We start from the raw sequence: 25,180 nt of genomic DNA on the forward strand, positions 1-25,180 counted from the left end.
AAAAATTATGCGGCAAATAAATTGCCGCAACATATTATACCAACAGGAACATACAAAAACTCAACAACAAATATTCCCGAGCATGAATCAACCCGGGGGTTACTTATTCTGAAGCGAGAAATTTGTCGAGATAAGGTACAACATAAGGAACAGAAGTCTGGAATATACCATTTTCAATCCAGTAAAGGGTGTTTGCCCCTGGGCGTAAATTAAAGGCGGTGAGATATGCATCAGCCGCTTCCCGGTTCATCCCCTTCATTTCATAAACCTTGCCAAGCAATACATAATTTAGCCAGGACATTTCAAGATCAATACCAGTATTTATCGCCTGGTAAGACTCATCTGTTTTACCTTTTACCAGAGCACTGACCGCTTTTATTTGATATATAATGGACAGGTTATTCAATTCCGGTAGTGTAACAATGTTATCTATTTCTGTGTTCAGTGCTGCTAATTGTTTTTCATCTAAAGGATGTTGAGAATGGCGCACGATATCAACTAATGCTTTTTCTGCTCTCGCGTAGGTAAATTCTGGGGATGATTGAACAATCTCACCTAATAATTCACTGGCACGGTTCAATGATTTATCATCGCCATGCAGTAAATAATCATGTGCCTGATAAAAATTAGTTAATAACGCACCACGATGAGGCAAAATTTGCTGGAGCGTCTCCTGCATTCGTTGTGGCCACGGTTGGTTTAACGCTTTTGATAAACTCTCCAGTAAATCATTTTGAATCGCCAGCTGATTACCGTTAGTGATGACATAACGTTTATCCAGCATGGTTGAACCATCTGCATTGTCTACCAATTTTATCGACATAAAGCATTGTTGAGCACGGTATTGGCGCTGATTAACAAACGCAATAGATAATGTTTTACCGGAACTGCTCGGTTCATCAATGTTGTAGTTGATTTTGTCATGCACCATAAAGGTGGAGAAGGTGTTAAGTGATGTCGCCACCAAATCACCCACGCCTATCGCGTAAGAGAGCTGATACGGGGAACTCCAGCTGTTACAACTTTTATTTACCATATTAATGTCAATATCGCGTGGATTGAGCAAAATACGCGATTTGCTCATCGGAAGACGTGTATCAAGACTTGAAAACGCTACCAGTGCTACACAGATACCTAAGGACAACAGGAAAAAAAACCATACCCAAAAGGTAGTGAATCGTTTGCTTTTAACTGGGGATTGTTCAGGTGGCGTTGCGGTGTTTTGAATGTTAAGACTGTGGGAGGGAGAATCTGTGGCAGGAACCGCCTCTGGTATAGGGGGAGGCGAAGATAGCATTATTTCCTCTCCCTCTTCTTCGCTGTACCAGATAACCGGCACCATTAATTTATAGCCGCGCTTTGGTACAGTAGCGATATAGACAGGACTATCTTCATCATTATCTTTTAATGACTTACGTAGTTCTGAGATACTCTGCGTCACAACGTGATTGGTGACAATACTTCTCTTCCAGACATTATCGATAAGTTCATCCCTGCTAAGTACTTCGCCACTGTGTTGAGCAAAGAAAACCAGAAGGTCGATTAATCTCGGCTCAAGGGTAAGTTGACGCCCATTGCGGCTAATTTGGTTTATGGACGGAGTAACAAGCCATTCGCCAACGCGAACTACAGGTTGTTGCATAATAGAAACTCATTCGAAAAGGGAATGATGCAATGATAATTGCCACAACCTATTTTTACCATCTATAGATGGGTTTATTTACATATTATTGGTGAATGCAAGACGTTATTTTTACCAGCCATAAACTTCTTGATTACATGGTATTACGAAAGGATTTTACTGAGAACCAGAAGTAATATTCCTTACCATCAAAATTCATCATCTTTGCCAAAGAAAAATGTTCAGAAAATAATCCATGGAAAATTGTCCGGAGCGCTTACTATTTTAATGGATTGTTAGTCTTTGCATGAGCAAGCGGACTGATACATTTCTCTTTGTTCTCATTCAGAAAATCTCATCAGTCGCCGTTCAGACCGGTGTTGTGCTTTATGGATGCGTTACGCTCCTGATGACGTCATTTGACGTTCAACAGCATCACGGGGTCGCACGACATTTCACGTCAGTTAGTGCTATCGCTCAGGAACAAATTTTCCCGAATTGGGATATGCCCGCAAATTGCTGGTGATGTGGGGAGAATCTGGTTGAGTTCGGTAGAATTGATTTGGCGGCAGAACGCTTAAATCGTGGCGTCCTGAAACGAAAAACGGACCTCCGTGGAGGTCCGTTTATATGAATTTGGTGCCCGGACTCGGAATCGAACCAAGGACACGGGGATTTTCAATCCCCTGCTCTACCGACTGAGCTATCCGGGCAACGGGGCGCATTAAACCGTAATCTGCACATCTCGTCAACCTAATTTCAGTAAAAGCGATTCAACTGCTTAAGATTGCGGCAAATCGCTTCTTTTCTGTGTTTCTGTCAGGTCAATGCGCCACCCTGGCGGCAGCGGGCGAAGCGCAGGATATCTTCCGCCAGCCGATGTGCAGTGTCGACATCCGCCTGGCTACGATTCACTAGCATTCGGCTTAAACAGCCTTCCAGCACCAGTTCCATCTGCTTTGCTACCATCGCCGGATCGTCAACTTCCAGCGTGGTTAACAGTTCGTGGGTGAAATCGTAGGCTGCGCTTTTTTGCTGATCGGCCAGTTGATGAATAGGGTGGCCAGGATCGGGATAAAACGTACAGGCAGCGATAAATAGACAGCCCGGATAGCGGTTGTTTTTAACGCACTCCGATAACGCCTGATAACGTGCCAGCAGCTTTTGTTCGGCGGTTTGCGTTTCGTCCAGCATCAGCTGACGACGCCAGACATCTATCTGTTGGCTAAGATAACGCAGCGCATCGTAGAGGATTGCCTCTTTGTCTGGCCAGAAGCGGCGCAGCTCGTCCAGTGGATAATCCACACGTTCAGCAACCATCTCCAGCGTGGTGTTGGCAATCCCTTGTAATTCTAATAATTTCAGGGCTTCTCCCAGTACATCTTCACGTTGCACGCTATTTTCCTCCGTCTTTCCCACTGCAAGTGTCGTTCACGGTTGGCGATCGCGCAAATGTGCGCTGAAGGTTTCAGCATCCATAAAGCCCGTGACGCGTGCTTGTGGATGCTCCTGGCCTTGTCCGTCAAAAAAGAGAATTGTCGGTAGGCCAAGGACATTAAGATGCTTTAACAGCGCCACATCTTGTGCGTCGTTGGCCGTGACGTTGGCCTGAAGTAAGACCGTGTCTGCTAACGCTTTTTGCACCTGCGGGTCGCTGAAGGTGTATTTCTCAAACTCTTTACAGGCGACGCACCAGTCGGCATAAAGATCTAACATCACCGGTTTGCCTTTGGCTTCAACGAGCGCCTGATTTAACTCATCTACCGTTTTGATTTGTGTAAAGTTGAGATGCGTCTGAGTTTGCGCGGTATGCGTCGCACCAAATGCCCAATCCTGAAGTGGGCGCACGCTAACCAATGCCGCTGCCAGCAGGATTATTTGCACCACGCGCATCCAGCCGCGTTTGGCCTGTAGGCTGGTGATAAAGGCCCAGCCAAAGAATGCGACACCCAGCGCCGACCACAAGCGTAATCCCCATATATCACCAATCACTCGCTCCAGCAGGAAGACCGGCAGTGCGAGGATCACAAAACCAAACGCGGTTTTGACTTGTTCCATCCACGGGCCGCTTTTCGGCAGCAAGCGGTTACCAAAGACGGTAATTAGCATCAGCGGCAGGCCCATGCCCAACGCATAGAGATAAAGCGTGCCGCCGCCCAGCCACATGTTCCCGCTTTGGGCGATATACAGCAGAATCGCGCTAAGCGGTGCGGTGGTGCATGGTGAACAGATCAGTCCGGCAATCGCCCCCATAATAAACACTCCGCCGGGTGAGCCGCCCTGTTGGCGATTGCTCATCAGCGTGAGGCGCGTTTGCAGCGAGGAGGGGAGTTGTAGAGTAAACAAGCCAAACATTGACATCGCCAGCAAGGTAAAGACGATGGCGAGGCCAATGAGCACGTATGGGTGCTGTAGCGCCGCCTGGAACTGTAACCCTGCGGCGGCAACCACCAGACCCAGCGCCGTGTAGGTCAGCGCCATCCCCTGCACATAAATAAAGGTCAGCAACAATGCTCTGGCAGTGGAGAGCCGCTGTTTACCGCCCAGCACGATGCCAGAAATCAGTGGGTACATTGGCAGCACGCATGGCGTAAAGGCGATACCAATACCGATCAACAACGCCCAGAGCGCGGAAAAGGGCAATTGCGCGGTGTGCTGCTCTTGCTGCGAAACAGACACAGGCTGTGACGCTGCGTTGTTGGCGACCACTTCGCTTAACGGAACGGTTTTGGTTTCTGGCGGATAACAGAAACCGGCATCAGCACAGCCCTGGTAGGTGACAGTTAACGTCGCTCCCGCACTCGCCTGGTTTATGGTTACGGGAAGCGTCAGCCGATCGCGGTAAATCTCGCTTTTGCCGTAAAACTCATCTTCATGCCAGACGCCTTGCGGCAGCTGCACGTCGGCAATTTTCGCGTGTTCCGGCGTAATGCGGATCTGTTTACGGTAGAGGTAGTAACCGTCTTTGATCTGCCAGGTCAGATTAAGGTCATGTTGGTTTTGCTGAAAATCAAAAGCAAAGGCTTGATCCGCGGGGACAAATTGTGAACGTCCCGGCGCGTCGAATAATCCGGCAAAAACGGAAGTGCTGCAAAGTAGCAGGATCAGCGTAAAGATGCGTTGAGCCATGAGAGGTAATCTGTGTCTCCGTGTGTAACAGGTAAAACCAGAAGTTCCGGGGTTTGATATGGATGATGAGACTTCAGGCATTCCAGCAGTGCCTGCTGGTGAGATACGGTAGTTTTTAAAATCATCTGCACTTCGTATTCTTGCTCCAGCTTACCTTCCCAGTAATAGAGAGAGGTAGCGCCGGGGATCAAGGTCGCGCAGGCCGCCAGTTTTTCCGCCAGCACTTTGGCGGCTAAATCCTGGGCTGTCGCTTCATCTGGTGCCGTACATAGCACCACGACAGACGCGGTATTCGAACTTTTTTCATCAAGCATAAACACCTCGCAAGAACAGATGGAACCGCAAGAGAGAGGTCACTATACAACGGACGGGGGAAGGATGTTAGTCGGCGGGAAAGAAAGCGGGGCGTGAACGCCCCGCGATTGGTCATTACAGCATGAAGCTACCCAGCACGAAGCCGAAGCAAACGGCCAGGGCAACACCCAGAGTACCCGGGATGAAGAACGGATGGTTGAAGACGAATTTACCGATACGGGTAGTACCCGTGTCATCCATCTGTACCGCAGCAACCAGCGTCGGGTAGGTCGGCAGAATGAACAGACCAGACACCGCAGCGAAAGAAGCAACAGCGGTCAGCGGAGAAACGTTCAGTGCCAGAGCCATCGGCATCAGTGCTTTTGCGGTTGCAGCCTGAGAGTACAGCAGAGCAGAAGCAAAGAAGAAGATGACGGCCAGCAGCCACGGATGACCCTGAATCACTTCACCAGCGGTATCTTTGATCCAGTCGATGTTGTTGGAAACGAAAGTATCGCCCAGCCACGCAACACCCAGGATACAAATACAGGCGCTCATACCTGCTTTGAAGGTGCTGGAGTTGAGGATGTTGTCGGTATCGACTTTACAGATAACGGTGGTCAGAGTTGCAACGCTGAGCATGATGATCAGGATTGCGTTGGTGGTGTTCATCAGCGGTTTTTCAACCAGACCCATGCTTGGGCTGTTGATGATTGCATAGATAACCACGCCAACTACGCCCAGCAGGAACAGCCAGACGGACGTTTTTGCACCGGATTTGATTTCAATCTGCTTTTCACCGCGCAGTTCAACCAGGCCCTCTTCCAGACGCTTGCGATAAATCGGATCGTCAGAGAGTTTGGAGTTGAACAGCATAGTGACCAGGAAGGACATCACCAGAACCGCCAGCAGGGTGGACGGGATGACCACGGAGAGCAGATGGAGGTAGCTGATGCCATGACCTTCCATCACGGAAGACATGTAAACCACTGCCGCTGAGATTGGCGATGCGGTGATCGCAATCTGCGCGGATACCACTGCAGTAGACAGCGGACGGCAAGGTTTAACGCCTTGTTCCTTCGCAACTTCAGCGATAACTGGCAGTGTCGCCAGAGAGATGTTGCCAGTACCAGCAAAGATAGTCAGGAAATAGGTCACGATCGGTGCGAGGATCGTGATGTATTTCGGGTTACGGCGCAGCAGCTTTTCTGTCTGATGAACCAGATAGTCCAGACCGCCAGCAACCTGCATGGCAGAAATAGCGGCGATAACCGCCATGATAATGGAAATGACATCGAATGGGATGTTACCGGGTTTAACGCCAATAGCGGCAAGAACCAGCACCCCCAATCCGCCTGCAAAACCAATACCTATTCCCCCCAATCTGGCGCCCAAGAAGATCGCCAGCAAAACTATGATGAGTTCTACAACTAGCATATTAGCCTTCCTTGTTTTTTAACAAGTTGATATTAGATTGTTATTTTTAAGTTACTGCTCACAAGAAAAAAGGCACGTCATCTGACGTGCCTTTTTTATTTGTACTACCCTGTACGATTACTGTTCGCTTTCATCAGTATAGCGTTTTGCTTTGTAAGCCGGGTGCATCAGATTCTGTACGGAGAAAATATCGTCAAGTTCCGCTTCAGTCAACAGACCGCGTTCCAGAACGACTTCACGTACACTCTTACCGGTTTCGGCACAGATTTTACCCACGATGTCACCGTTGTGGTGACCGATGAACGGGTTCAGGTAAGTAACGATACCGATAGAGTTGTAAACGTAACCTTCGCACACTTCTTTGTTAGCAGTGATGCCGTTAATGCATTTTTCCAGCAGGTTGTAGCAAGCGTTGGTCAGAATGTGAACGGATTCGAACATGGCCTGGCCAATGACCGGCTCCATAACGTTCAACTGCAGCTGACCTGCTTCTGCTGCCATGGTAACAGTGGTGTCGTTACCGATGACTTTGAAGCATACCTGGTTAACCACTTCCGGAACAACCGGGTTTACTTTAGCTGGCATGATGGAAGAGCCCGCCTGCAGTTCCGGCAGGTTGATCTCGTTCAGGCCGGCACGTGGACCAGAAGAGAGCAAGCGCAGGTCGTTACAGATTTTGGACATCTTCACAGCCAGGCGTTTCAGCGCGCCGTGAACCATAACATAAGCGCCGCAGTCAGAGGTCGCTTCGATCAGGTCTTCAGCCGGTACGCATGGGAAGCCAGTAACTTCAGCCAGTTTTTTCACTGCCAGCGGAGAGTACTCTTTCGGCGTGTTCAGACCAGTACCGATTGCTGTTGCGCCAAGGTTAACTTCCAGCAGCAGTTCAGCGGTACGTTGGATGTTTTTCACTTCTTCTTTCAGCAGGATGCTGAAAGCGCGGAATTCCTGACCGAGGGTCATCGGTACTGCGTCCTGCAGCTGGGTACGACCCATTTTCAGGATGTCCTGGAATTCGACAGCTTTACGTTCAAAGCCTTCACGCAGTTGGTTAATCGCATCTACCAGCTTAATCAGGGAAGAGTAAACTGCGATACGGAAACCGGTCGGGTAGGCGTCGTTAGTGGACTGACATTTGTTAACATGGTCGTTCGGGTTCAGGTACTGATATTCACCTTTCTGGTGACCCATCAGTTCCAGACCGATATTGGCCAGCACTTCGTTGGTGTTCATGTTTACGGAAGTACCTGCGCCGCCCTGGTAGACGTCTACCGGGAACTGATCCATGCATTTTCCGTTGTTCAGGACTTCATCACATGCGGCAATGATGGCATTCGCTACACTTTTAGGAATGGTTTGCAGCTCTTTGTTTGCCATAGCTGCGGCTTTTTTAACCATTACCATACCGCGAACAAATTCAGGAATATCACTGATTTTGTTGTTGCTGATATAGAAGTTTTCAATCGCTCTCAGAGTGTGAACACCATAGTAGGCATCAGCTGGAACTTCCCTGGTACCCAACAGATCTTCTTCGATACGAATGTTGTTTGACATGTGAACCTTCTTTTTCAAGCTGCCAATGATTTGCTTTAAACACACAGAATATATGTGGTTTCGAATGTTTTTCGACCGACGATTATCCCCTGCATCGACCGAATACCCGAGATCATATGCTGCTTGAGGATTTCTACCGTAATCTGGATCACTTTAAGTGTCGGTTTTTACCCCTTAATTATTAATTTGTGAAATAGATCACCGCTTTGGGATTACTACCAAAAATAGTTGCGCAAACATCTTGAAATTTTGCTAATGACCACAATATAAGCTGAACGCGATTCGCAACCCATTCAGGTAGCCGGGTTTAACCGGCTGCTATTACAGGAGAAACCTTTGCGCTGGTTACCTTTTATTGCCATTTTCCTTTATGTCTATATTGAGATTTCAATCTTTATTCAGGTTGCCCATGTATTGGGGGTATTGTTGACCCTCGTGCTGGTTATATTCACGTCAGTTATCGGTATGTCACTGGTACGTAACCAGGGCTTTAAGAATTTCGTGCTGATGCAGCAAAAAATGGCGGCGGGTGAAAACCCAGCGGCGGAGATGATTAAAAGTGTTTCGCTGATCATTGCCGGTTTGCTGCTTTTATTACCGGGCTTTTTCACCGACTTCCTCGGTCTTCTGCTTTTATTGCCGCCGGTGCAAAAGCATCTGACAGTGAAGTTGATGCCACATTTGCGCTTTTCTCGCATGCCAGGCGGCGGTTTTAGCGCCGGGACCGGTGGCGGTAATACTTTTGATGGTGAGTACCAGCGAAAGGATGATGAGCGCGACCGCCTTGATCATAAAGACGATCGCCAGGATTAATGTCGAAACGCCGGATTATGTGGTTATGCCATTTTCCGGCGTTTTTCGTTTTGGCAGAAACAGCCATAACCCCGCCAGCATGATCAGCGCATAGAGACTTTTCCAGCCGACCATTGCCAGTAACAGAACGCATAACAGCCCGCCAACCACCGCCAGTAGTCGATAACGTCCTTGCAATAATTTACAGCCTGCCAGCATGCATAACAGATAAATCATAATAAAGATGCCATTGGCATAAATAATAAGAGCGTCCAGATTGATCTCTAAAGCATGAATCACCAACGTGCTCACCACGCAGCAGCCGAGCACCGCATTGAGGGCATTATTCGGGATATGGCGAGAAGAGAGGCGTGCCAGGTAGTGGTCAGGATTATGTTGCGCCTGCGACCAGACCAGGCGGGCGAAGCTCTGTATATAAATGTTGAGACTGGCAAAGCAGGCCAGATAGCCAATTACGCAGGCAATCCATAACGCTCCTACACCGAACAGTTGTACTACAATTTTTGGAAGCGATGCTGCCGCGGCCATTTGTTCACCATAGGCGTCGAAGTGTAAGACGACTACCGTACAGCCCCAGTAGACTAATCCTGCCAGCAGCAGACCAATCATCAAAGCACGAGGAAAATCACGTTCTGGATTTTTAAATTCCGAGGCAAGATGGGCAAATGCTTCCAGACCGACAAAACACCAGAACATCACTGATAACGCAGCAAATAACCCGGTAAGTTCGATATTTCCTGGCGCGGGGAAGGGGATACTCGCAGGTTTGATATCGCCCGCCCACCAGATAGCGACAATCAGTGCGACGATAAGTCCGGCAATAACGGTTTGTAGATTTGCACTGGAACTGGCACCGCGAGTACCGATATACCACACCAACGCCAGCGTACCGAGTTCTGCCAACAACAGTTGCCAGCTATGCCAGCCAAACATTGCCTGGCCGAATCCGGCAGCAATTTGTAGCGCGGCAGGCAAACCCACGGGAATGACCGATAAAAACAGCCAGCCGGTGACTCGCTCAAGCCGCGAACCAAACGCCATACCGACGAAGTGCGCGACGCCGCCTGCGCTGGGATAGTGGCGACCCAGAATCGCAAACACAATCGCAATCGGGAACACTAAGATAATCAAAACGGGCCACGCCCACAGGCTGTTATTGCCCGCTACCAGTGCAGCTAACGCAGGAACGGCAAACACGCCAGTGCCTAATAATGACGTCGATAGCAGGCCAATGCCCTGGGCCAGCCCCAGTTCTTGTTTGAGTCCACTCATGGGTTGATGTCCGATTGCGCCCAAATTTTGGGCAACTGCGTAGATCTTCGATGGTAGCACAATCAGATTCGCTTATGACGGCGATGAAGAAATTGCGATGAAATGTGAGGTGAATCAGGGTTTTCACCCGATTTTGTGCTGATCAGAATTTTTTTTCTTTTTCCCCCTTGAAGGGGCGAAGCCTCATCCCCATTTCTCTGGTCACCAGCCGGGAAACCACGTAAGCTCCGGCGTCACCCATAACAGATACGGACTTTCTCAAAGGAGAGTTATCAATGAATATTCGTCCATTGCATGATCGCGTGATCGTCAAGCGTAAAGAAGTTGAAACTAAATCTGCTGGCGGCATCGTTCTGACCGGCTCTGCAGCGGCTAAATCCACCCGCGGCGAAGTGCTGGCTGTCGGCAATGGCCGTATCCTTGAAAATGGCGAAGTGAAGCCGCTGGATGTGAAAGTTGGCGACATCGTTATTTTCAACGATGGCTACGGTGTGAAATCCGAGAAGATCGACAATGAAGAAGTGTTGATCATGTCCGAAAGCGACATTCTGGCAATTGTTGAAGCGTAATCCTCGCACGACACTGAACATACGAATTTAAGGAATAAAGATAATGGCAGCTAAAGACGTAAAATTCGGTAACGACGCTCGTGTGAAAATGCTGCGCGGCGTAAACGTACTGGCAGATGCAGTGAAAGTTACCCTCGGTCCGAAAGGCCGTAACGTAGTTCTGGATAAATCTTTCGGTGCACCGACCATCACCAAAGATGGTGTTTCCGTTGCTCGTGAAATCGAACTGGAAGACAAGTTCGAAAACATGGGTGCGCAGATGGTGAAAGAAGTTGCCTCTAAAGCGAACGACGCTGCAGGCGACGGTACCACCACTGCAACCGTACTGGCTCAGGCTATCATCACTGAAGGTCTGAAAGCTGTTGCTGCGGGCATGAACCCGATGGACCTGAAACGTGGTATCGACAAAGCTGTTACCGCTGCAGTTGAAGAACTGAAAGCGCTGTCCGTACCGTGCTCTGACTCTAAAGCGATTGCTCAGGTTGGTACTATCTCCGCTAACTCCGACGAAACCGTAGGTAAACTGATCGCTGAAGCGATGGACAAAGTCGGTAAAGAAGGCGTTATCACCGTTGAAGACGGTACCGGTCTGCAGGACGAACTGGACGTGGTTGAAGGTATGCAGTTCGACCGTGGCTACCTGTCTCCTTACTTCATCAACAAGCCGGAAACTGGCGCAGTAGAACTGGAAAGCCCGTTCATCCTGCTGGCTGACAAGAAAATCTCCAACATCCGCGAAATGCTGCCGGTTCTGGAAGCCGTTGCCAAAGCAGGCAAACCGCTGCTGATCATCGCTGAAGATGTAGAAGGCGAAGCGCTGGCAACTCTGGTTGTTAACACCATGCGTGGCATCGTGAAAGTTGCTGCAGTTAAAGCTCCGGGCTTCGGCGATCGTCGTAAAGCTATGCTGCAGGATATCGCAACCCTGACTGGCGGTACCGTAATCTCTGAAGAGATCGGTATGGAGCTGGAAAAAGCAACCCTGGAAGACCTGGGTCAGGCTAAACGTGTTGTGATCAACAAAGACACCACCACTATCATCGATGGCGTGGGTGAAGAAGCTGCAATCCAGGGCCGTGTTGCTCAGATCCGTCAGCAGATTGAAGAAGCAACTTCTGACTACGACCGTGAAAAACTGCAGGAGCGCGTAGCGAAACTGGCAGGCGGCGTTGCAGTTATCAAAGTAGGTGCTGCTACCGAAGTTGAAATGAAAGAGAAAAAAGCACGCGTTGAAGACGCCCTGCACGCGACCCGTGCTGCGGTAGAAGAAGGCGTGGTTGCTGGTGGTGGTGTTGCGCTGATCCGCGTAGCGTCTAAACTGGCTGACCTGCGTGGTCAGAACGAAGACCAGAACGTGGGTATCAAAGTTGCACTGCGTGCAATGGAAGCTCCGCTGCGTCAGATCGTCCTGAACTGCGGCGAAGAACCGTCTGTTGTTGCTAACACCGTTAAAGGCGGCGACGGCAACTACGGTTACAACGCAGCAACCGAAGAATACGGCAACATGATCGACATGGGTATCCTAGATCCAACCAAAGTAACCCGTTCTGCTCTGCAGTACGCGGCTTCTGTGGCTGGCCTGATGATCACCACCGAGTGCATGGTTACCGACCTGCCGAAAAACGATGCAGCTGACTTAGGCGCTGCTGGCGGTATGGGCGGCATGGGTGGCATGGGCGGCATGATGTAATTGCCCTGCACCTCGCAGAAATAAACAAACCCCCGGGCAGAAATGTCTGGGGGTTTTTCTTTTGGTCATCTTTCTAGTATAAGATTCAGACACGGACGACGCGAGTGACGTCCAGCTCATTGATTATGGGGAATAACATGCACGTAAAATACTTAGCAGGGATTGTCGGTGCCGCGCTACTGATGGCGGGTTGTAGCTCCAGCAACGAATTGAGTGCTGCCGGTCAGAGTGTACGCATTGTGGACGAGCAGCCAGGCGCAGAGTGCCAGCTGATTGGTACTGCGACAGGTAAGCAAAGCAACTGGCTTTCCGGGCAACACGGAGAAGAGGGCGGTTCTATGCGCGGCGCAGCAAACGATCTGCGCAACCAGGCGGCTGCAATGGGCGGTAACGTGATTTATGGCATCAGTAGCCCGTCGCAGGGAATGTTGTCCAGTTTTGTCCCGACGGATAGCCAGATTATCGGCCAGGTATATAAGTGCCCGAACTGATGTGATGGTGACAAACGTATAATTGCCAGATGCGCTTCGCTTATCAGGCCTACATAATGCATTGCAACTGATTGAATGCTTGAGAATTTGTAGGCCGGATAAGGCGTTTACGCCGCATCCGGCATGACCAACGATCACGTTATCAGTCATTTCAGGCTGGATGGCTCCAGCCTCGCATTAGCAAAGATGAGATTATTTCGCCTGTGGTGCAGTTTTGCTGGTGGATTGAACACGTAAGTGATGCAGCGCGCGTAAGCATTGATCCTGGGTTAGCGGTTGGGCGTTATTTGCTGCTACGGTGCGAACATAGACCTGACATGGCACACCCGCGAGTTTTTTCAGTCGTGGGCTGAAATCAAGCATTCGGCGAGTGATCGCCTCTATTTCTTTACCCGGCGTTGCTTCACGCGTTTTCACCACTGCGCCGCTAAATTGTTCTTTGCCACTTTCATCTTTAAAGCGGTAAAGCACCGCCAGATAATGGTCGAACAAGTTATGTTTCCATTCCGGTTGGGAATAGGTGTCATATTCCAGATTGCCATTTTGCTGGCAGTCAACGTCGTATAACGGCAGGAAATCTAACAGTGAGGTAATACGTAATGCCAGTTCACGCATTTCCGCATTATTAATTGCATGAATGATTGCTCGCGCCAGCATTTCAATCTGCAACTCATTGACGACTAACTCACATTTGCTACCGTCATGTAGCGTTAATACGAAGGTAAGATTTTCGCCTTGATTATCGGTAAGTTCCAGCGTGTTAACCCGACGATTAATATCGGCATTTTTAAGCTCATCAACCAGAATTTCTGGGATATTTTCTGCCATTTTCTTAATGACTTTATCGCGAGCTTGCTCATACTGAAGGCGTGCAGCAGCATCCAGTTTATGCTTTTGATGCAGACGACTTTCCAGCGCAATCAGCAGGTCGCGCAGTTCCATGACAGACATAAAGAACAACGATTCTTTATTGCGAGGTTCTTTAATTTTCAGCGCCAGTGCAATGAAATTATTACTCTTGCGAATAACACCGGTATTAACACCCTTGATGCTTATGGCCATGTAGGTTCTCCCTAACCATTTCTCAATTAAATAATTAATTTTAATTTATAAGCCAGATAAATGGGCTTGGTAGTAATAGTTGTTAAAATAACATAAATAGCCGTACTCACTCTATATAAACAGAAAAGAAAGGTTAATTATTGGTGTTAGTTATATAAAGAGTAACAACAGCAATGCATATGAATAATTAAAGGTTATGCAACGGGCAAAGATTAAACTTCCCTGTTTAATGACAGGTTGCTGTACTTGCGTTTGTTGCTCTTGCCGGATGCGGCGTAAACGCCTTATCCGGCCTACAGTTCATTGCAAATCCATTCAATTTCAATGCACGATGTAGGCCTGATAAGCGTAGCGCATCAGGCAATTTTAATGTTTGACTTCCCTGTTTAATCAGTTACTGCTGGCGTAGCTGGAGATCCAGCGGCGTTTTGCTGGGTTCGCCGCCAATTTCTCGCGCCAGTTTCGGCACCAGATATCCCGACACCAGTGTCAGCAACTCACGCATAATCTGCCGTGCTTCGTCATCACTCACCATAAAATGCGCCGCACCCTGTACTTTATCGAGCACATGCAGGTAATACGGCATCACGCCGGCATCGAACAACGCATTACTCAGGTTTGCCAGCGTTTGTGCGTTATCGTTCACATCACGTAACAGAACGCTCTGGTTCAGCAAAGTAACGCCTACCCGGCGCAACTTAGCCATCGCCTGACGGAATGTTTCATCTATCTCATTGGCATGGTTGATGTGATTCACCAGCAAGATTTGCAGCGTAGAATGTGAAAAGCGTTCAACCAGCGCATCTGTGATGCGTGCCGGGATCACAATCGGCAGACGACTGTGAATCCGCAGACGTTTGATATGCGGGATGGCTTCCAGTTGTGTGAGCAACCAGTCCAGCTCGTGATCTTTCGCCATCAGCGGATCGCCGCCGGAGAAAATCATCTCGTCCAGTTCCGGATGCGCAGCAACATACTCAAGTGCAGTTTGCCAGTTACGCTTGTTGCCCTGATTTTCTGCATAAGGGAAGTGGCGACGGAAGCAATAACGGCAATTTACCGCGCAGCCGCCTTTGACCAGCAAAAGCGCCCGGTTGTGGTATTTATGCAACAAACCAGGCACTACGCTGTGCTGTTCTTCCAGCGGGTCGGTGGAGAATCCGGGCGCGATGGCAAACTCATCTTGCGAGGTAATTACCTGACGCAAAAGCGGATCGTCCGGATTGCCTTTCTCCATGCGATCGATAAATGAGCGGGGCACACGCAGGGCAAACAGCTTTTTGGCGCTGCGTCCGGCCAACAGTTTTTCGTCCGCGTCTATATTCAAAAGACGCAGAAGTTCATCAGGATCGGTCACAACATCGGCAAGTTGCGTTAACCAATCTTCTCTGGATGGGGTATTTAGGGTTACAATATGCGCCATTTTGTGGCTTAGCTACCAATTAACAAATTTCAGAGGGCCTTATGGCAACGTACTATAGCAACGATTTTCGTGCTGGTCTTAAAATCATGTTAGACGGCGAACCTTACGCGGTTGAAGCGAGTGAATTCGTAAAACCGGGTAAAGGCCAGGCATTTGCTCGCGTTAAACTGCGTCGTCTGCTGACCGGTACTCGCGTAGAAAAAACCTTCAAATCTACTGATTCCGCTGAAGGCGCTGATGTTGTCGATATGAACCTGACTTACCTGTACAACGACGGTGAGTTCTGGCACTTCATGAACAACGAAACTTTCGAGCAGCTGTCTGCTGACGCAAAAGCAATTGGCGACAACGCGAAATGGCTGCTGGATCAGGCAGAGTGTATCGTAACTCTGTGGAATGGTCAGCCGATCTCCGTTACTCCGCCGAACTTCGTTGAACTGGAAATCGTTGATACCGATCCGGGCCTGAAAGGTGATACCGCAGGTACTGGCGGCAAACCGGCTACCCTGTCTACTGGCGCTGTGGTTAAAGTTCCGCTGTTCGTACAAATCGGCGAAGTCATCAAAGTGGATACCCGCTCTGGTGAATACGTCTCTCGCGTGAAGTAATGCGGTTGTGGTGCGGCCTGCAGGCTGCACCATCACTTATTCAGGTCAGAGATGATGAAACGCCTTATCGTTCTTGTTTTGCTTGCCAGCACGCTGCTCACGGGCTGTAACACCGCTCGCGGTTTCGGCGAAGACATCAAACATCTCGGCAACTCCATCTCCCGCGCTGCCAGCTAATTTTTCTTCTCTTCCGAAAAATCATCAGATTTCCATCATTTTTGGCGATGTTGTCTATTATTAATTTGCTATAGGCAAACATAAATAACATTACCTAAAAGGAAGACGTTATGGTGAAGAAGACAATTGCAGCGATCTTTTCTGTTCTGGTGCTTTCAACAGTATTAACTGCCTGCAACACCACGCGTGGCGTTGGTGAAGACATTTCTGATGGCGGTAACGCGATTTCTGGTGCAGCAACGAAAGCGCAGCAATAAGCAATAACGGTACGACAGCTGTGTCGTGCCGTTTGTTTTCTCTGCGATAGTCACAAAGGTAATAGTTGAAATTCCCCTGCCACCTGGCAAAATATCCGTTCAACCATCAGCTTTGCAGGACGACCTGCAAACGCGTCTTTTCACCGGGGACGGCCCCAATTCTCCGGAGCCTGATATGTCCTGGATTATCTTAGTTATTGCTGGTCTGCTGGAAGTGGTATGGGCCGTTGGCCTGAAATATACCCACGGCTTTAGTCGTTTGACGCCGAGTGTTATTACCGTGACGGCGATGATTGTCAGTATGGCGCTACTTGCCTGGGCGATGAAATCGTTACCAGTAGGGACGGCTTATGCCGTGTGGACGGGTATTGGCGCAGTCGGCGCGGCCATCACCGGCATTGTGCTGCTCGGTGAGTCCGCTAACCCGATGCGCCTGGCGAGTCTGGCGTTAATCGTATTGGGGATTATTGGTCTGAAACTCAGCACTCACTAACTGCCGGGCTGCTGTACCCAAATAAATTTACTGACATCAAACCCTTCCCGGGTCGCGACTGCCAGCATCTCCTGTTTCACTTCGTCAGAAATGGTTGGCGTGCGGGAGAGTATCCACAGGTAGTCGCGGTCCGGGCCGCAAACCAGCGCATGGCGGTATTCCCGATCGAGTGCAATAACGTTATAACCGCCATAGAAAGGACCAAAGAATGACACTTTCAGCGCAGCGCGAGTTGGTGCGCCGGTAAAGTACGCTTTCCCTTCACTCTGCTGCCACATTCCTCTGTCAGGGTTATAGCCTTTATTAATGACATTCAGGCCGCCGTCATCACGCAGGCTGTATGTTGCGGTGACTTTTTCCAGTCCACGCTCAAAGCGGTGATCAAAACGGGCAATCTCATACCAGGTACCGAGATAACGTTTGGCGTCGAAATTATTCACTACGGTCACGCCACGCGGCGGCGTAGGAGAACTGCAGGCAACGACCAGAAATGCAGCTGTCGCTGCGGCAACGAGAGGGAGCAGGCGCATAAATGTTTCCTTACTGGTTTTTTTCTAAGTGTAGATGACAGCAAGGAAAAGCGGAGAAAAGGTCCGAAAATTCGGACCCGATGAAATTTTACTGCAGAGCGTTGAGAATCTGCCAGGCGGCGGCGACTCTCGCTGGATTGGGATAGTTTTTGTTAGCCAGCATCACGATACCCAGCTCTTTTTCTGGAATAAACGCGACATAGCTACCAAATCCGCCGGTCGCCCCCGTTTTATGTACCCATGATGCGCGTACTGCAGGAGTTGGAGGCGTAATCGCTTTTACGGGGCGTGCTGCCAGTGCAATTTTATTGTCACTGCCGTTAATGATGCTGTCAGGATTTACCGGCCAGTCCAGCATTTCCCAGCCCAGGCCCTGATACATATCGCCGGTTTGCCAGTAGCGAGATTGTGCCAGTTGTATCCCTTGCTGAAGTGTTTTGTCGTTGATATCACGGGGATTCATATTGCTTCGTACCCAGCAGGCCATATCTTCAATGGTCGACTTCACACCATAAGTTTCAGCATCTAACGCCCCTGGCGAAACATGCACTGCCTTACCTTCGCGATATCCCCAGGCGTAATTCTTTTCTTCTGCGGGCGGTACATTAATCCACGTATGGTTGAGTTTGAGTGGCTGGAAGACACGAGTTTGCATCGCCTGCTCAAAACTCAAACCAGACGGCTTCACAGCCAGTGCGCCGAACAAACCGATACTGGAGTTGGCATACAGACGTTGTGTTCCTGGCGCCCATGCAGGCTGCCAGTTTTGATAGAAGCGCAGCAAGTCGCTTGAGGATTTCACCTCATCCGGCACCTGCAATGGCAGGCCGCCAGCGGTGTAGGTTGCGAGATGTAATAGCGTGATCCCGTTCCACTGTTTAGCGGTAAGTTCAGGCCAGTATTTTGTTGCGGGATCGCTTAACTTGATTTCCCCTCGAGCAATAGCGTCGCCACCAAGCACGCCCGTAAATGTTTTGCTGACCGAACCTAACTCAAACAACGTTTGCTGTGTGACGGGCTGCTTTTTGGCGATGTCCGCATAGCCCCAGGTAAAGTAATAAGGTTTACCCTGATAAATTACCGCCACCGCCATACCCGGGATCTTTTGTTGCTCTATAAGCGGGGTAATTGTGCGATGCACAATATCGTTGATTTGTTGAGGGGCAGCAAATGTGGAGCAAGAGGCGGTAATTAATAAGGCGCAGAGCGTCGTTTTGAACATAGGGTCTGGTTTCCATACAAAACGGCCCGCCATAGGCGGGCCGGATTTACATTGGCGATGCGTTAGATTGTAACGACACCAATCAGCGTGACAACTGTCAGGATAGCAGCCAGACCGTAGAAAACCCATTTGCCCGCAGGTACGTGGATTTTCAGATCGTGCATCGCGTGGTGCATACGGTGTAAACCACACCACAGCGGCAGAACGATCATCAGGAACAGGAATACGCGACCAATGAAGCTCTGCGCGAACGCCAGAACGCGCTCGTAGCTCAGTGCATCACCCGGAAACAGCCCCAGCGGCAGCAGAATACCAACCAGCAGGATCATCACCGGCGCAATAATTGCGCTCCACATACCACCGGCCCCGAAGAGGCCCCAGAATACCGGTTCGTCAGAACGCTTTGGATTTGGATTAATCATCTCAGGCTCCTTACCAGTACAGGGCAACAAACAGGATTACGATGGTGGCAACTACAGTTACCGCCCAGAGACTTTTGATAATTGGCTCTGGTCCCATTTTTTCGTCTTTTACAATGATATTGGCCGCTTTCGGTGCCAGTTCAAACCAGGTTTTGGTGTGCAGCAGAGCTGCCGCCAGAGTGATCAGGTTAATGATCACAATAACCGGGTTTTGTAAAAAGTCGACGAATCCCGCCCAGGCTTCCGGGCCATTTTTCAGGGCAAACAGCCCGAAAATCAGTTCAATGCTGAACCACACAGCCGGAACCGCCGTGCCTTCGCGCAGCATGTAAAAGCGATAAAACGGCAATTTTTTCCACCAGGTGGACGTCATTGGCCGTACATACGGTTTACGTTTAGTCGTCATGTTGCACTCCTTAGCGTGGTTTCAGGGTCGCGATAAGAAAGTCTTTCGAACTTTCTACTTTGCCCTGCTGAATGGCCGCAGCCGGATCGACGTGTTTCGGGCAGACTTCGGAGCAGTAGCCCACGAAAGTACAGCTCCATACGCCGTTCTGGCTGTTCAACTGCGCCATACGCTCCTTCTTACCGTGGTCGCGGCTATCTTCGTTATAACGATGCGCCAGCGTAATGGCAGCCGGACCGATGAACTCTGGGTTCAGGCCAAACTGCGGGCACGCGGCGTAGCACAGACCACAGTTGATGCAACCGGAGAACTGGTGATACTTCGCCATCTGCGCCGGGGTCTGGATGTTAGTACCCTGATCCGCGGTGCGGGAGTTGCCGATGATGTACGGTTTGATCGCTTCCAGACTTTCGATGAAGTGGGTCATATCGACCACCAGATCGCGTTCAATCGGGAAGTTAGCTAACGCTTCAACCTTCATACCGTCGGTGTAATCACGCAGGAAGGTTTTACATGCCAGTTTTGGCACGTTGTTAACCATCATGCCGCAGGAACCACAAATCGCCATACGGCAGGACCAGCGGTAGCTCAGGTCCGGTGCCAGGTTGTCTTTGATGTAGCCCAGCGCATCCAGTAATGAGGTAGTTGCGTCATAAGGCACTTCATAGAATGCGCTATGCGGTGCGGTATCGACTTCCGGGTTATAGCGCACCACCTCAATTTTCAGGTTTTTCATCTCAGCCATTCGCCTTCTCCTTCTTATTGGCTGCTTCCGCCTTATCGGCTGCATCCGCTTCGCCACCGTAAACGCGTTTAGCTGGCGGTAGCGTAGTAATCTTCACGTCGCTGTACTCCAGGCGAGTCGTGCCATCAGCATCGCGGAAGGCGAGGGTGTGTTTGAGGAAGTTGACGTCGTCACGCTCGGTGCAACCTTCGTCCAGACGCTGGTGTGCGCCGCGGGACTCTTTACGTGCCATTGCGGAGTGCGCCATACATTCAGCAACGTTCAGACCGTGGCCCAGTTCAATGGTGTAGAGCAGGTCGGTGTTGAACACGCTGGAGGTGTCGGTGATGCGCACGCGCTTGAAGCGTTCCTGCAGCTCAGCCAGCTTGTCGATGGTTTTCTGCATCAGTTCCGGCGTACGGTAGATACCGCAACCTTCTTCCATAGCCAGGCCCATTTCGTCGCGGATCTTCGCCCAGTTTTCGCCGCCATCCTGGTTAACCAGATCTTTCAGACGTTGTTCAACGCCAGCTGCCTGCGCTTCAATTGCCGCTTCGTTGCCATTACCGGCAGTTGCTGCACGCTCTGTCGCTTGTTCACCGGCCAGACGGCCGAAGACCACCAGTTCCGCCAGGGAGTTGGAGCCCAGACGGTTTGCACCGTGCAGCCCAACAGAGGAACATTCACCCACGGCGAACAGACCTTTAATGCGGGTTTCACAGTTCTGATCGGTTTCGATACCGCCCATGGTGTAGTGTGCGGTCGGACGTACCGGAATCGGTTCTTTAACCGGATCGACGCCAACGTACGCTTTCGCCAGTTCGCAGATGAACGGCAGACGTTCATGCAGTTTTTTCTCGCCGAGGTGACGCAGGTCGAGATAAACCACATCGCCACGCGGCGTGGAGATGGTGTTGCCTTTACGCCATTCGTGCCAGAAGGCCTGAGAGACTTTGTCGCGTGGACCCAGTTCCATATATTTGTTTTTCGGCTCGCCCAGCGGAGTTTCCGGGCCCATGCCGTAATCTTGCAGATAACGGTAGCCATTTTTGTTGACCAGAATACCGCCTTCGCCACGGCAACCTTCGGTCATCAGGATACCGGAACCTGGCAGACCGGTTGGGTGATACTGAACGAATTCCATGTCACGCAGCGGAACGCCGTGGCTTAGCGCCATACCCATACCGTCACCGGTAACGATGCCGCCGTTGGTGTTGTAACGATAAACGCGACCCGCACCGCCAGTAGCCATAACGACCGCGTTAGCACGGATCTGCACCAGCGTGCCTTCCATCATGTTCATTGCTACCAGGCCGCGAACATGACCATCATCAACCAGAATATCCAGCACGAAATGTTCGTCAAAACGCTGGATCTGCGGGAATTGCAGAGAGGTCTGGAACAGCGTGTGCAGCATATGGAAGCCGGTCTTATCGGCGGCGAACCAGGTACGCTCGATTTTCATGCCGCCGAAGCGACGTACGTTGACGCTACCATCCGGGCGACGGCTCCATGGGCACCCCCACAGTTCCAGTTGGGTCATTTCGGTTGGGCAGTGGTGGACGAAATAATCCACGACATCCTGCTCACACAACCAGTCGCCACCCGCTACTGTATCGTGAAAGTGATATTCGAAGCTGTCATGATCCTGCGCGACAGCGGCGGAGCCCCCTTCTGCAGCAACGGTATGGCTACGCATCGGGTATACTTTTGAGATTAGTGCGATTTTTGCATTTGGATTTGCCTGCGCGGCAGCAATTGCAGCACGTAATCCCGCGCCACCGGCGCCTACAATGGCAAGATCGGCTTGAAAGGTTTGCACGACATTCCTCCAGATTGTTTTTATCCCACAGCCCCGTACTTCAGGGTAAGTGCCTGAAAGTTACGGTCTGCGAACGCTATTCCACTGCTCCTTTATAGGTACAACAGTATAGTCTGATGGATAAGTCTGAAATTTGACGAGATCGATTTTTTTAGTGCGCAAGAGGGCTAAATTATCACTGAAGATGATTAATTTAATTACTAAACCATCAGATCGTGCTTTTTTTAGTCACTGCCCACCGTTGTTTGATTCCTGCGTAAAATTTGTCTCGCCGTCGCGTTGCGAGTAGACTTCGTGCCCTTGTCAAAAACTGGAGATTTAACTATGAGCGAAACGGCATCCTGGCAGCCGAGCGCATCCATTCCTAACTTATTAAAACGCGCGGCGATTATGGCGGAGATCCGTCGTTTCTTTGCCGATCGTGGAGTGCTGGAGGTGGAGACGCCTTGTATGAGCCAGGCGACGGTAACCGATATTCATTTGGTCCCGTTTGAGACACGTTTCGTTGGCCCCGGGCATTCGCAGGGGATGAATCTCTGGTTAATGACCAGCCCGGAATACCATATGAAACGCCTGCTGGTTGCTGGTTGTGGGCCGGTATTCCAGCTGTGCCGCAGCTTCCGTAATGAAGAGATGGGGCGTTATCACAACCCTGAGTTCACTATGCTTGAGTGGTATCGACCGCACTATGATATGTACCGGTTGATGAACGAGGTGGACGACCTCTTACAACAGGTACTGGACTGCCCGGCAGCAGAAAGCCTTTCTTATCAACAAGCTTTCTTGCGTTATCTGGAAATTGACCCGCTCTCTGCCGACAAAACGCAACTGCGGGAAGTCGCAGCGAAACTGGATTTGAGCAACGTTGCTGATACCGAAGAAGACCGCGACACGTTGCTACAATTGCTGTTTACCTTTGGCGTAGAGCCAAATATTGGTAAAGAAAAACCGACCTTTGTGTACCACTTTCCAGCCAGCCAGGCATCACTGGCGCAAATCAGTACCGAAGATCATCGGGTCGCTGAACGCTTTGAGGTTTATTATAAAGGTATTGAGCTGGCGAATGGTTTCCATGAATTGACGGATGCCCGTGAGCAGCAACAACGCTTTGAACAAGATAACCGTAAGCGCGCGGCGCGCGGTTTGCCGCAGCACCCCATTGACCAGAATCTGATTGAAGCCTTGAAAGTCGGTATGCCTGACTGTTCCGGCGTGGCATTAGGCGTTGATCGTCTGGTGATGTTGGCGCTGGGTGCGGAGACACTGGCTGAAGTCATCGCCTTTAGCGTTGACCGGGCATAATTCTGAAAAATTACTGAATTAACAGCGAAGAATGGCGTGATAAGCGCCATTCTGTAGCATATGTTTTCATTTTTCTGTTAAAGGCCACAATTTAAGACTGGATATTTGATATCATCCAGGTATCAATTCTGTATTGGTTTTTACGCTGCCCGCTCAATGTTGGGCAGTGCAGTTCAGTGGGCGCGTTTTATACACGCGCTGAAATGAAGGATGGTTTCATGCCTCACACGATAAAAAAGATGAGTCTGATAGGACTCATATTGATGATCTTTACTTCCGTATTTGGATTTGCCAATAGCCCATCGGCTTATTACTTAATGGGTTATAGTGCGATTCCCTTTTATATATTTTCTGCATTGTTATTCTTTATTCCATTCGCCTTAATGATGGCTGAAATGGGAGCTGCTTATCGCAAAGAAGAAGGTGGTATCTATTCCTGGATGAATAATAGTGTCGGACCACGTTTTGCCTTCATTGGTACGTTTATGTGGTTTTCCTCTTATATCATCTGGATGGTGAGTACCTCCGCGAAAGTTTGGGTACCGTTCTCAACATTCCTCTATGGTAGCGACATGACCCAGCACTGGCGTATTGCCGGACTGGAGCCTACGCAGGTGGTTGGTCTGCTGGCAGTGGCATGGATGATTCTGGTCACCGTCGTTGCTTCTAAGGGGATTAATAAAATTGCCCGCATTACTGCGGTGGGCGGTATTGCAGTAATGTGTCTGAATTTAGTATTGCTGTTAGTAAGCATTACTATTTTGTTATTAAATGGTGGGCATTTCGCGCAGGATATTAATTTCCTTGCATCACCGAACCCGGGTTATCAGTCCGGTCTGGCAATGCTATCGTTTGTGGTATTTGCTATTTTTGCCTATGGCGGAATTGAAGCGGTTGGTGGTCTGGTCGATAAAACGGAAAATCCAGAAAAGAACTTTGCCAAAGGTATTGTTTTTGCCGCTATTGTTATTTCAATCGGTTATTCGCTGGCAATATTTTTATGGGGCGTCAGCACAAACTGGCAGCAGGTATTAAGTAATGGTTCCGTTAACCTTGGCAATATTACCTATGTGCTGATGAAGAGCCTCGGGGTGACGCTGGGTAACGCACTGCATTTGTCACCTGAAGCGTCATTGTCGCTGGGCGTATGGTTTGCGCGTATTACCGGACTTTCGATGTTCCTCGCTTATACCGGTGCGTTCTTTACGCTTTGCTATTCACCGCTGAAAGCCATCATCCAGGGGACGCCGAAAGCGTTGTGGCCGGAACCGATGACGCGCCTGAATGCGATGGGGATGCCGTCTATCGCCATGTGGATGCAGTGCGGGTTGGTTACTGTCTTCATCCTGCTGGTTTCGTTTGGTGGCGGTACCGCATCGGCGTTCTTTAACAAGCTGACGCTGATGGCGAACGTGTCTATGACGCTTCCTTACCTGTTCCTCGCGCTGGCTTTCCCATTCTTTAAAGCACGTCAGGATCTCGACAGACCATTTGTGATTTTCAAAACGCGTATGTCGGCAATGATTGCGACGGTGGTTGTCGTTCTGGTGGTGACATTTGCGAACGTCTTCACCATTATTCAGCCTGTGGTTGAAGCCGGAGACTGGGACAGCACATTGTGGATGATTGGCGGCCCTGTCTTCTTCTCGCTGTTAGCGATGGCGATTTACCAGAACTATTGCAGTCGCATGGCGAATAAACCTGAGTTAGCTCTCGACTGATCATATGAAATCCTGCAACTCATCGTCTCTCCGGCGATGAGTTGTCAGGAAGTAATGCGTATGGATGATACTCTCCAGGGCCGGTGATAACTGAAGATGATGTTAAGCTGCTAAATGAGCCACGTTGACATCATTTGGCAG

At 49.9% G+C, this 25,180-nt stretch carries 25 protein-coding genes, 1 tRNA gene and 1 pseudogene; 10 read left to right on the top strand and 17 right to left on the bottom strand.

Features of this window, described 5'->3' with window-relative positions; all coding sequences use genetic code 11:
• Window positions 1-103: 103 nt before the first annotated feature.
• From cadC to aspA, 8 genes and pseudogenes are all read right to left on the bottom strand, one after another.
• A complete protein-coding gene (cadC, locus tag ACJHW7_RS18885; protein ID WP_001187177.1) occupies window positions 104-1,642 on the bottom strand; it encodes a lysine decarboxylation/transport transcriptional activator CadC in 1,539 nt (512 codons plus the stop codon).
• A gap of 259 nt (window positions 1,643-1,901) precedes the next feature.
• Window positions 1,902-2,061: pseudogene (locus ACJHW7_RS18890) on the bottom strand (integrase); the annotation flags it as partial.
• A gap of 197 nt (window positions 2,062-2,258) precedes the next feature.
• Window positions 2,259-2,334 (bottom strand) — tRNA-Phe (locus tag ACJHW7_RS18895).
• Window positions 2,335-2,440: 106 nt separating this feature from the next.
• Complete coding sequence (locus ACJHW7_RS18900; protein WP_001188520.1) at window positions 2,441-3,016, bottom strand: transcriptional regulator; 576 nt, start codon at window positions 3,014-3,016, stop codon at window positions 2,441-2,443.
• A 36-nt stretch (window positions 3,017-3,052) separates the two neighbouring features.
• A complete protein-coding gene (gene dsbD / locus ACJHW7_RS18905) occupies window positions 3,053-4,750 on the bottom strand; it encodes a protein-disulfide reductase DsbD (RefSeq protein ID WP_021557457.1) in 1,698 nt (565 codons plus the stop codon).
• Window positions 4,726-5,064 carry a divalent cation tolerance protein CutA gene (cutA, locus tag ACJHW7_RS18910; RefSeq protein ID WP_000883400.1) on the bottom strand — a complete coding sequence of 113 codons (339 nt, stop codon included), beginning with the start codon at window positions 5,062-5,064 and terminating at the stop codon, window positions 4,726-4,728. The genes dsbD and cutA overlap by 25 nt, the downstream gene beginning before the upstream one ends.
• 115 nt (window positions 5,065-5,179) lie before the next feature.
• Entirely contained in the window at window positions 5,180-6,481 is a 1,302-nt protein-coding gene (gene dcuA, locus ACJHW7_RS18915; RefSeq protein WP_000961959.1) for an anaerobic C4-dicarboxylate transporter DcuA, read from the bottom strand.
• Between the two features lie 117 nt (window positions 6,482-6,598).
• Window positions 6,599-8,035 carry an aspartate ammonia-lyase gene (gene aspA / locus ACJHW7_RS18920; protein ID WP_000069437.1) on the bottom strand — a complete coding sequence of 479 codons (1,437 nt, stop codon included), beginning with the start codon at window positions 8,033-8,035 and terminating at the stop codon, window positions 6,599-6,601.
• A 336-nt stretch (window positions 8,036-8,371) separates the two neighbouring features.
• On the opposite strand from aspA, the gene ACJHW7_RS18925 reads away from it, so the two are divergent.
• Window positions 8,372-8,848: an FxsA family protein gene (locus ACJHW7_RS18925; RefSeq protein WP_001267448.1), complete on the top strand. Its 477-nt coding sequence runs from the start codon at window positions 8,372-8,374 to the stop codon at window positions 8,846-8,848.
• 15 nt (window positions 8,849-8,863) lie between these two features.
• Here ACJHW7_RS18925 and yjeH read toward each other — a convergent pair whose 3' ends face one another.
• Window positions 8,864-10,120 (bottom strand): L-methionine/branched-chain amino acid transporter, encoded by a 1,257-nt coding sequence (yjeH, locus tag ACJHW7_RS18930; protein ID WP_000015852.1) that lies wholly within the window; start codon window positions 10,118-10,120, stop codon window positions 8,864-8,866.
• 275 nt (window positions 10,121-10,395) lie between these two features.
• Between yjeH and ACJHW7_RS18935 the strand changes: the two genes are divergently transcribed.
• From ACJHW7_RS18935 to ACJHW7_RS18945, 3 genes are all read left to right on the top strand, one after another.
• Complete coding sequence (locus tag ACJHW7_RS18935) at window positions 10,396-10,689, top strand: co-chaperone GroES (RefSeq protein ID WP_001026276.1); 294 nt, start codon at window positions 10,396-10,398, stop codon at window positions 10,687-10,689.
• Window positions 10,690-10,732: 43 nt separating this feature from the next.
• Window positions 10,733-12,379: a chaperonin GroEL gene (gene groL, locus ACJHW7_RS18940; RefSeq protein WP_000729117.1), complete on the top strand. Its 1,647-nt coding sequence runs from the start codon at window positions 10,733-10,735 to the stop codon at window positions 12,377-12,379.
• Between the two features lie 137 nt (window positions 12,380-12,516).
• Complete coding sequence (locus ACJHW7_RS18945; RefSeq protein ID WP_000558209.1) at window positions 12,517-12,870, top strand: DUF4156 domain-containing protein; 354 nt, start codon at window positions 12,517-12,519, stop codon at window positions 12,868-12,870.
• Window positions 12,871-13,062: 192 nt separating this feature from the next.
• On the opposite strand, the gene ACJHW7_RS18950 is transcribed toward ACJHW7_RS18945, so the two are convergent.
• Both ACJHW7_RS18950 and epmB read right to left on the bottom strand, forming a co-directional pair.
• Complete coding sequence (locus ACJHW7_RS18950; protein WP_001008053.1) at window positions 13,063-13,932, bottom strand: YjeJ family protein; 870 nt, start codon at window positions 13,930-13,932, stop codon at window positions 13,063-13,065.
• A 394-nt stretch (window positions 13,933-14,326) separates the two neighbouring features.
• A complete protein-coding gene (epmB, locus tag ACJHW7_RS18955) occupies window positions 14,327-15,355 on the bottom strand; it encodes an EF-P beta-lysylation protein EpmB (protein WP_021557458.1) in 1,029 nt (342 codons plus the stop codon).
• A 41-nt stretch (window positions 15,356-15,396) separates the two neighbouring features.
• Between epmB and efp the strand changes: the two genes are divergently transcribed.
• The 4 genes from efp (at window position 15,397) to sugE (ending at window position 16,890) form a co-directional block, all read left to right on the top strand.
• Entirely contained in the window at window positions 15,397-15,963 is a 567-nt protein-coding gene (efp, locus tag ACJHW7_RS18960; protein WP_000257278.1) for an elongation factor P, read from the top strand.
• A 51-nt stretch (window positions 15,964-16,014) separates the two neighbouring features.
• Window positions 16,015-16,140: a lipoprotein antitoxin entericidin A gene (ecnA, locus tag ACJHW7_RS18965; RefSeq protein WP_000977757.1), complete on the top strand. Its 126-nt coding sequence runs from the start codon at window positions 16,015-16,017 to the stop codon at window positions 16,138-16,140.
• Between the two features lie 110 nt (window positions 16,141-16,250).
• A complete protein-coding gene (ecnB, locus tag ACJHW7_RS18970) occupies window positions 16,251-16,397 on the top strand; it encodes a lipoprotein toxin entericidin B (RefSeq protein ID WP_000239596.1) in 147 nt (48 codons plus the stop codon).
• Window positions 16,398-16,572: 175 nt separating this feature from the next.
• Window positions 16,573-16,890: a quaternary ammonium compound efflux SMR transporter SugE gene (sugE, locus tag ACJHW7_RS18975; RefSeq protein WP_000118482.1), complete on the top strand. Its 318-nt coding sequence runs from the start codon at window positions 16,573-16,575 to the stop codon at window positions 16,888-16,890.
• Here the strand turns inward: sugE and blc are convergent.
• From blc to frdA, 6 genes are all read right to left on the bottom strand, one after another.
• A complete protein-coding gene (blc, locus tag ACJHW7_RS18980) occupies window positions 16,887-17,420 on the bottom strand; it encodes a lipocalin Blc (RefSeq protein WP_001238378.1) in 534 nt (177 codons plus the stop codon). The genes sugE and blc overlap by 4 nt on opposite strands.
• 88 nt (window positions 17,421-17,508) lie before the next feature.
• Entirely contained in the window at window positions 17,509-18,642 is a 1,134-nt protein-coding gene (locus ACJHW7_RS18985) for a BlaEC family class C beta-lactamase (RefSeq protein WP_021557459.1), read from the bottom strand.
• 62 nt (window positions 18,643-18,704) lie between these two features.
• Window positions 18,705-19,064, bottom strand: coding sequence for a fumarate reductase subunit FrdD (frdD, locus tag ACJHW7_RS18990; RefSeq protein ID WP_000609663.1), 360 nt, complete (start codon window positions 19,062-19,064; stop codon window positions 18,705-18,707).
• A 10-nt stretch (window positions 19,065-19,074) separates the two neighbouring features.
• Entirely contained in the window at window positions 19,075-19,470 is a 396-nt protein-coding gene (gene frdC / locus ACJHW7_RS18995) for a fumarate reductase subunit FrdC (RefSeq protein WP_000208757.1), read from the bottom strand.
• A gap of 10 nt (window positions 19,471-19,480) precedes the next feature.
• Entirely contained in the window at window positions 19,481-20,215 is a 735-nt protein-coding gene (gene frdB / locus ACJHW7_RS19000; protein ID WP_000829498.1) for a fumarate reductase iron-sulfur protein, read from the bottom strand.
• Window positions 20,208-22,016 (bottom strand): fumarate reductase (quinol) flavoprotein subunit, encoded by a 1,809-nt coding sequence (frdA, locus tag ACJHW7_RS19005; protein ID WP_001192973.1) that lies wholly within the window; start codon window positions 22,014-22,016, stop codon window positions 20,208-20,210. The genes frdB and frdA overlap by 8 nt, the downstream gene beginning before the upstream one ends.
• A 324-nt stretch (window positions 22,017-22,340) precedes the next feature.
• Here frdA and epmA point away from each other — a divergent pair, with 324 nt between their 5' ends.
• Together epmA and yjeM are read left to right on the top strand one after the other, a co-directional pair.
• Window positions 22,341-23,318 carry an elongation factor P--(R)-beta-lysine ligase gene (gene epmA, locus ACJHW7_RS19010; protein WP_000004771.1) on the top strand — a complete coding sequence of 326 codons (978 nt, stop codon included), beginning with the start codon at window positions 22,341-22,343 and terminating at the stop codon, window positions 23,316-23,318.
• A 218-nt stretch (window positions 23,319-23,536) separates the two neighbouring features.
• Window positions 23,537-25,039, top strand: coding sequence for a glutamate/gamma-aminobutyrate family transporter YjeM (yjeM, locus tag ACJHW7_RS19015; RefSeq protein ID WP_001300174.1), 1,503 nt, complete (start codon window positions 23,537-23,539; stop codon window positions 25,037-25,039).
• The last annotated feature ends 141 nt before the right edge of the window (window positions 25,040-25,180 follow it).

This window comes from Escherichia sp. WS1152, from assembly GCF_046487665.1.
Taxonomy (GTDB): domain Bacteria; phylum Pseudomonadota; class Gammaproteobacteria; order Enterobacterales; family Enterobacteriaceae; genus Escherichia; species Escherichia coli.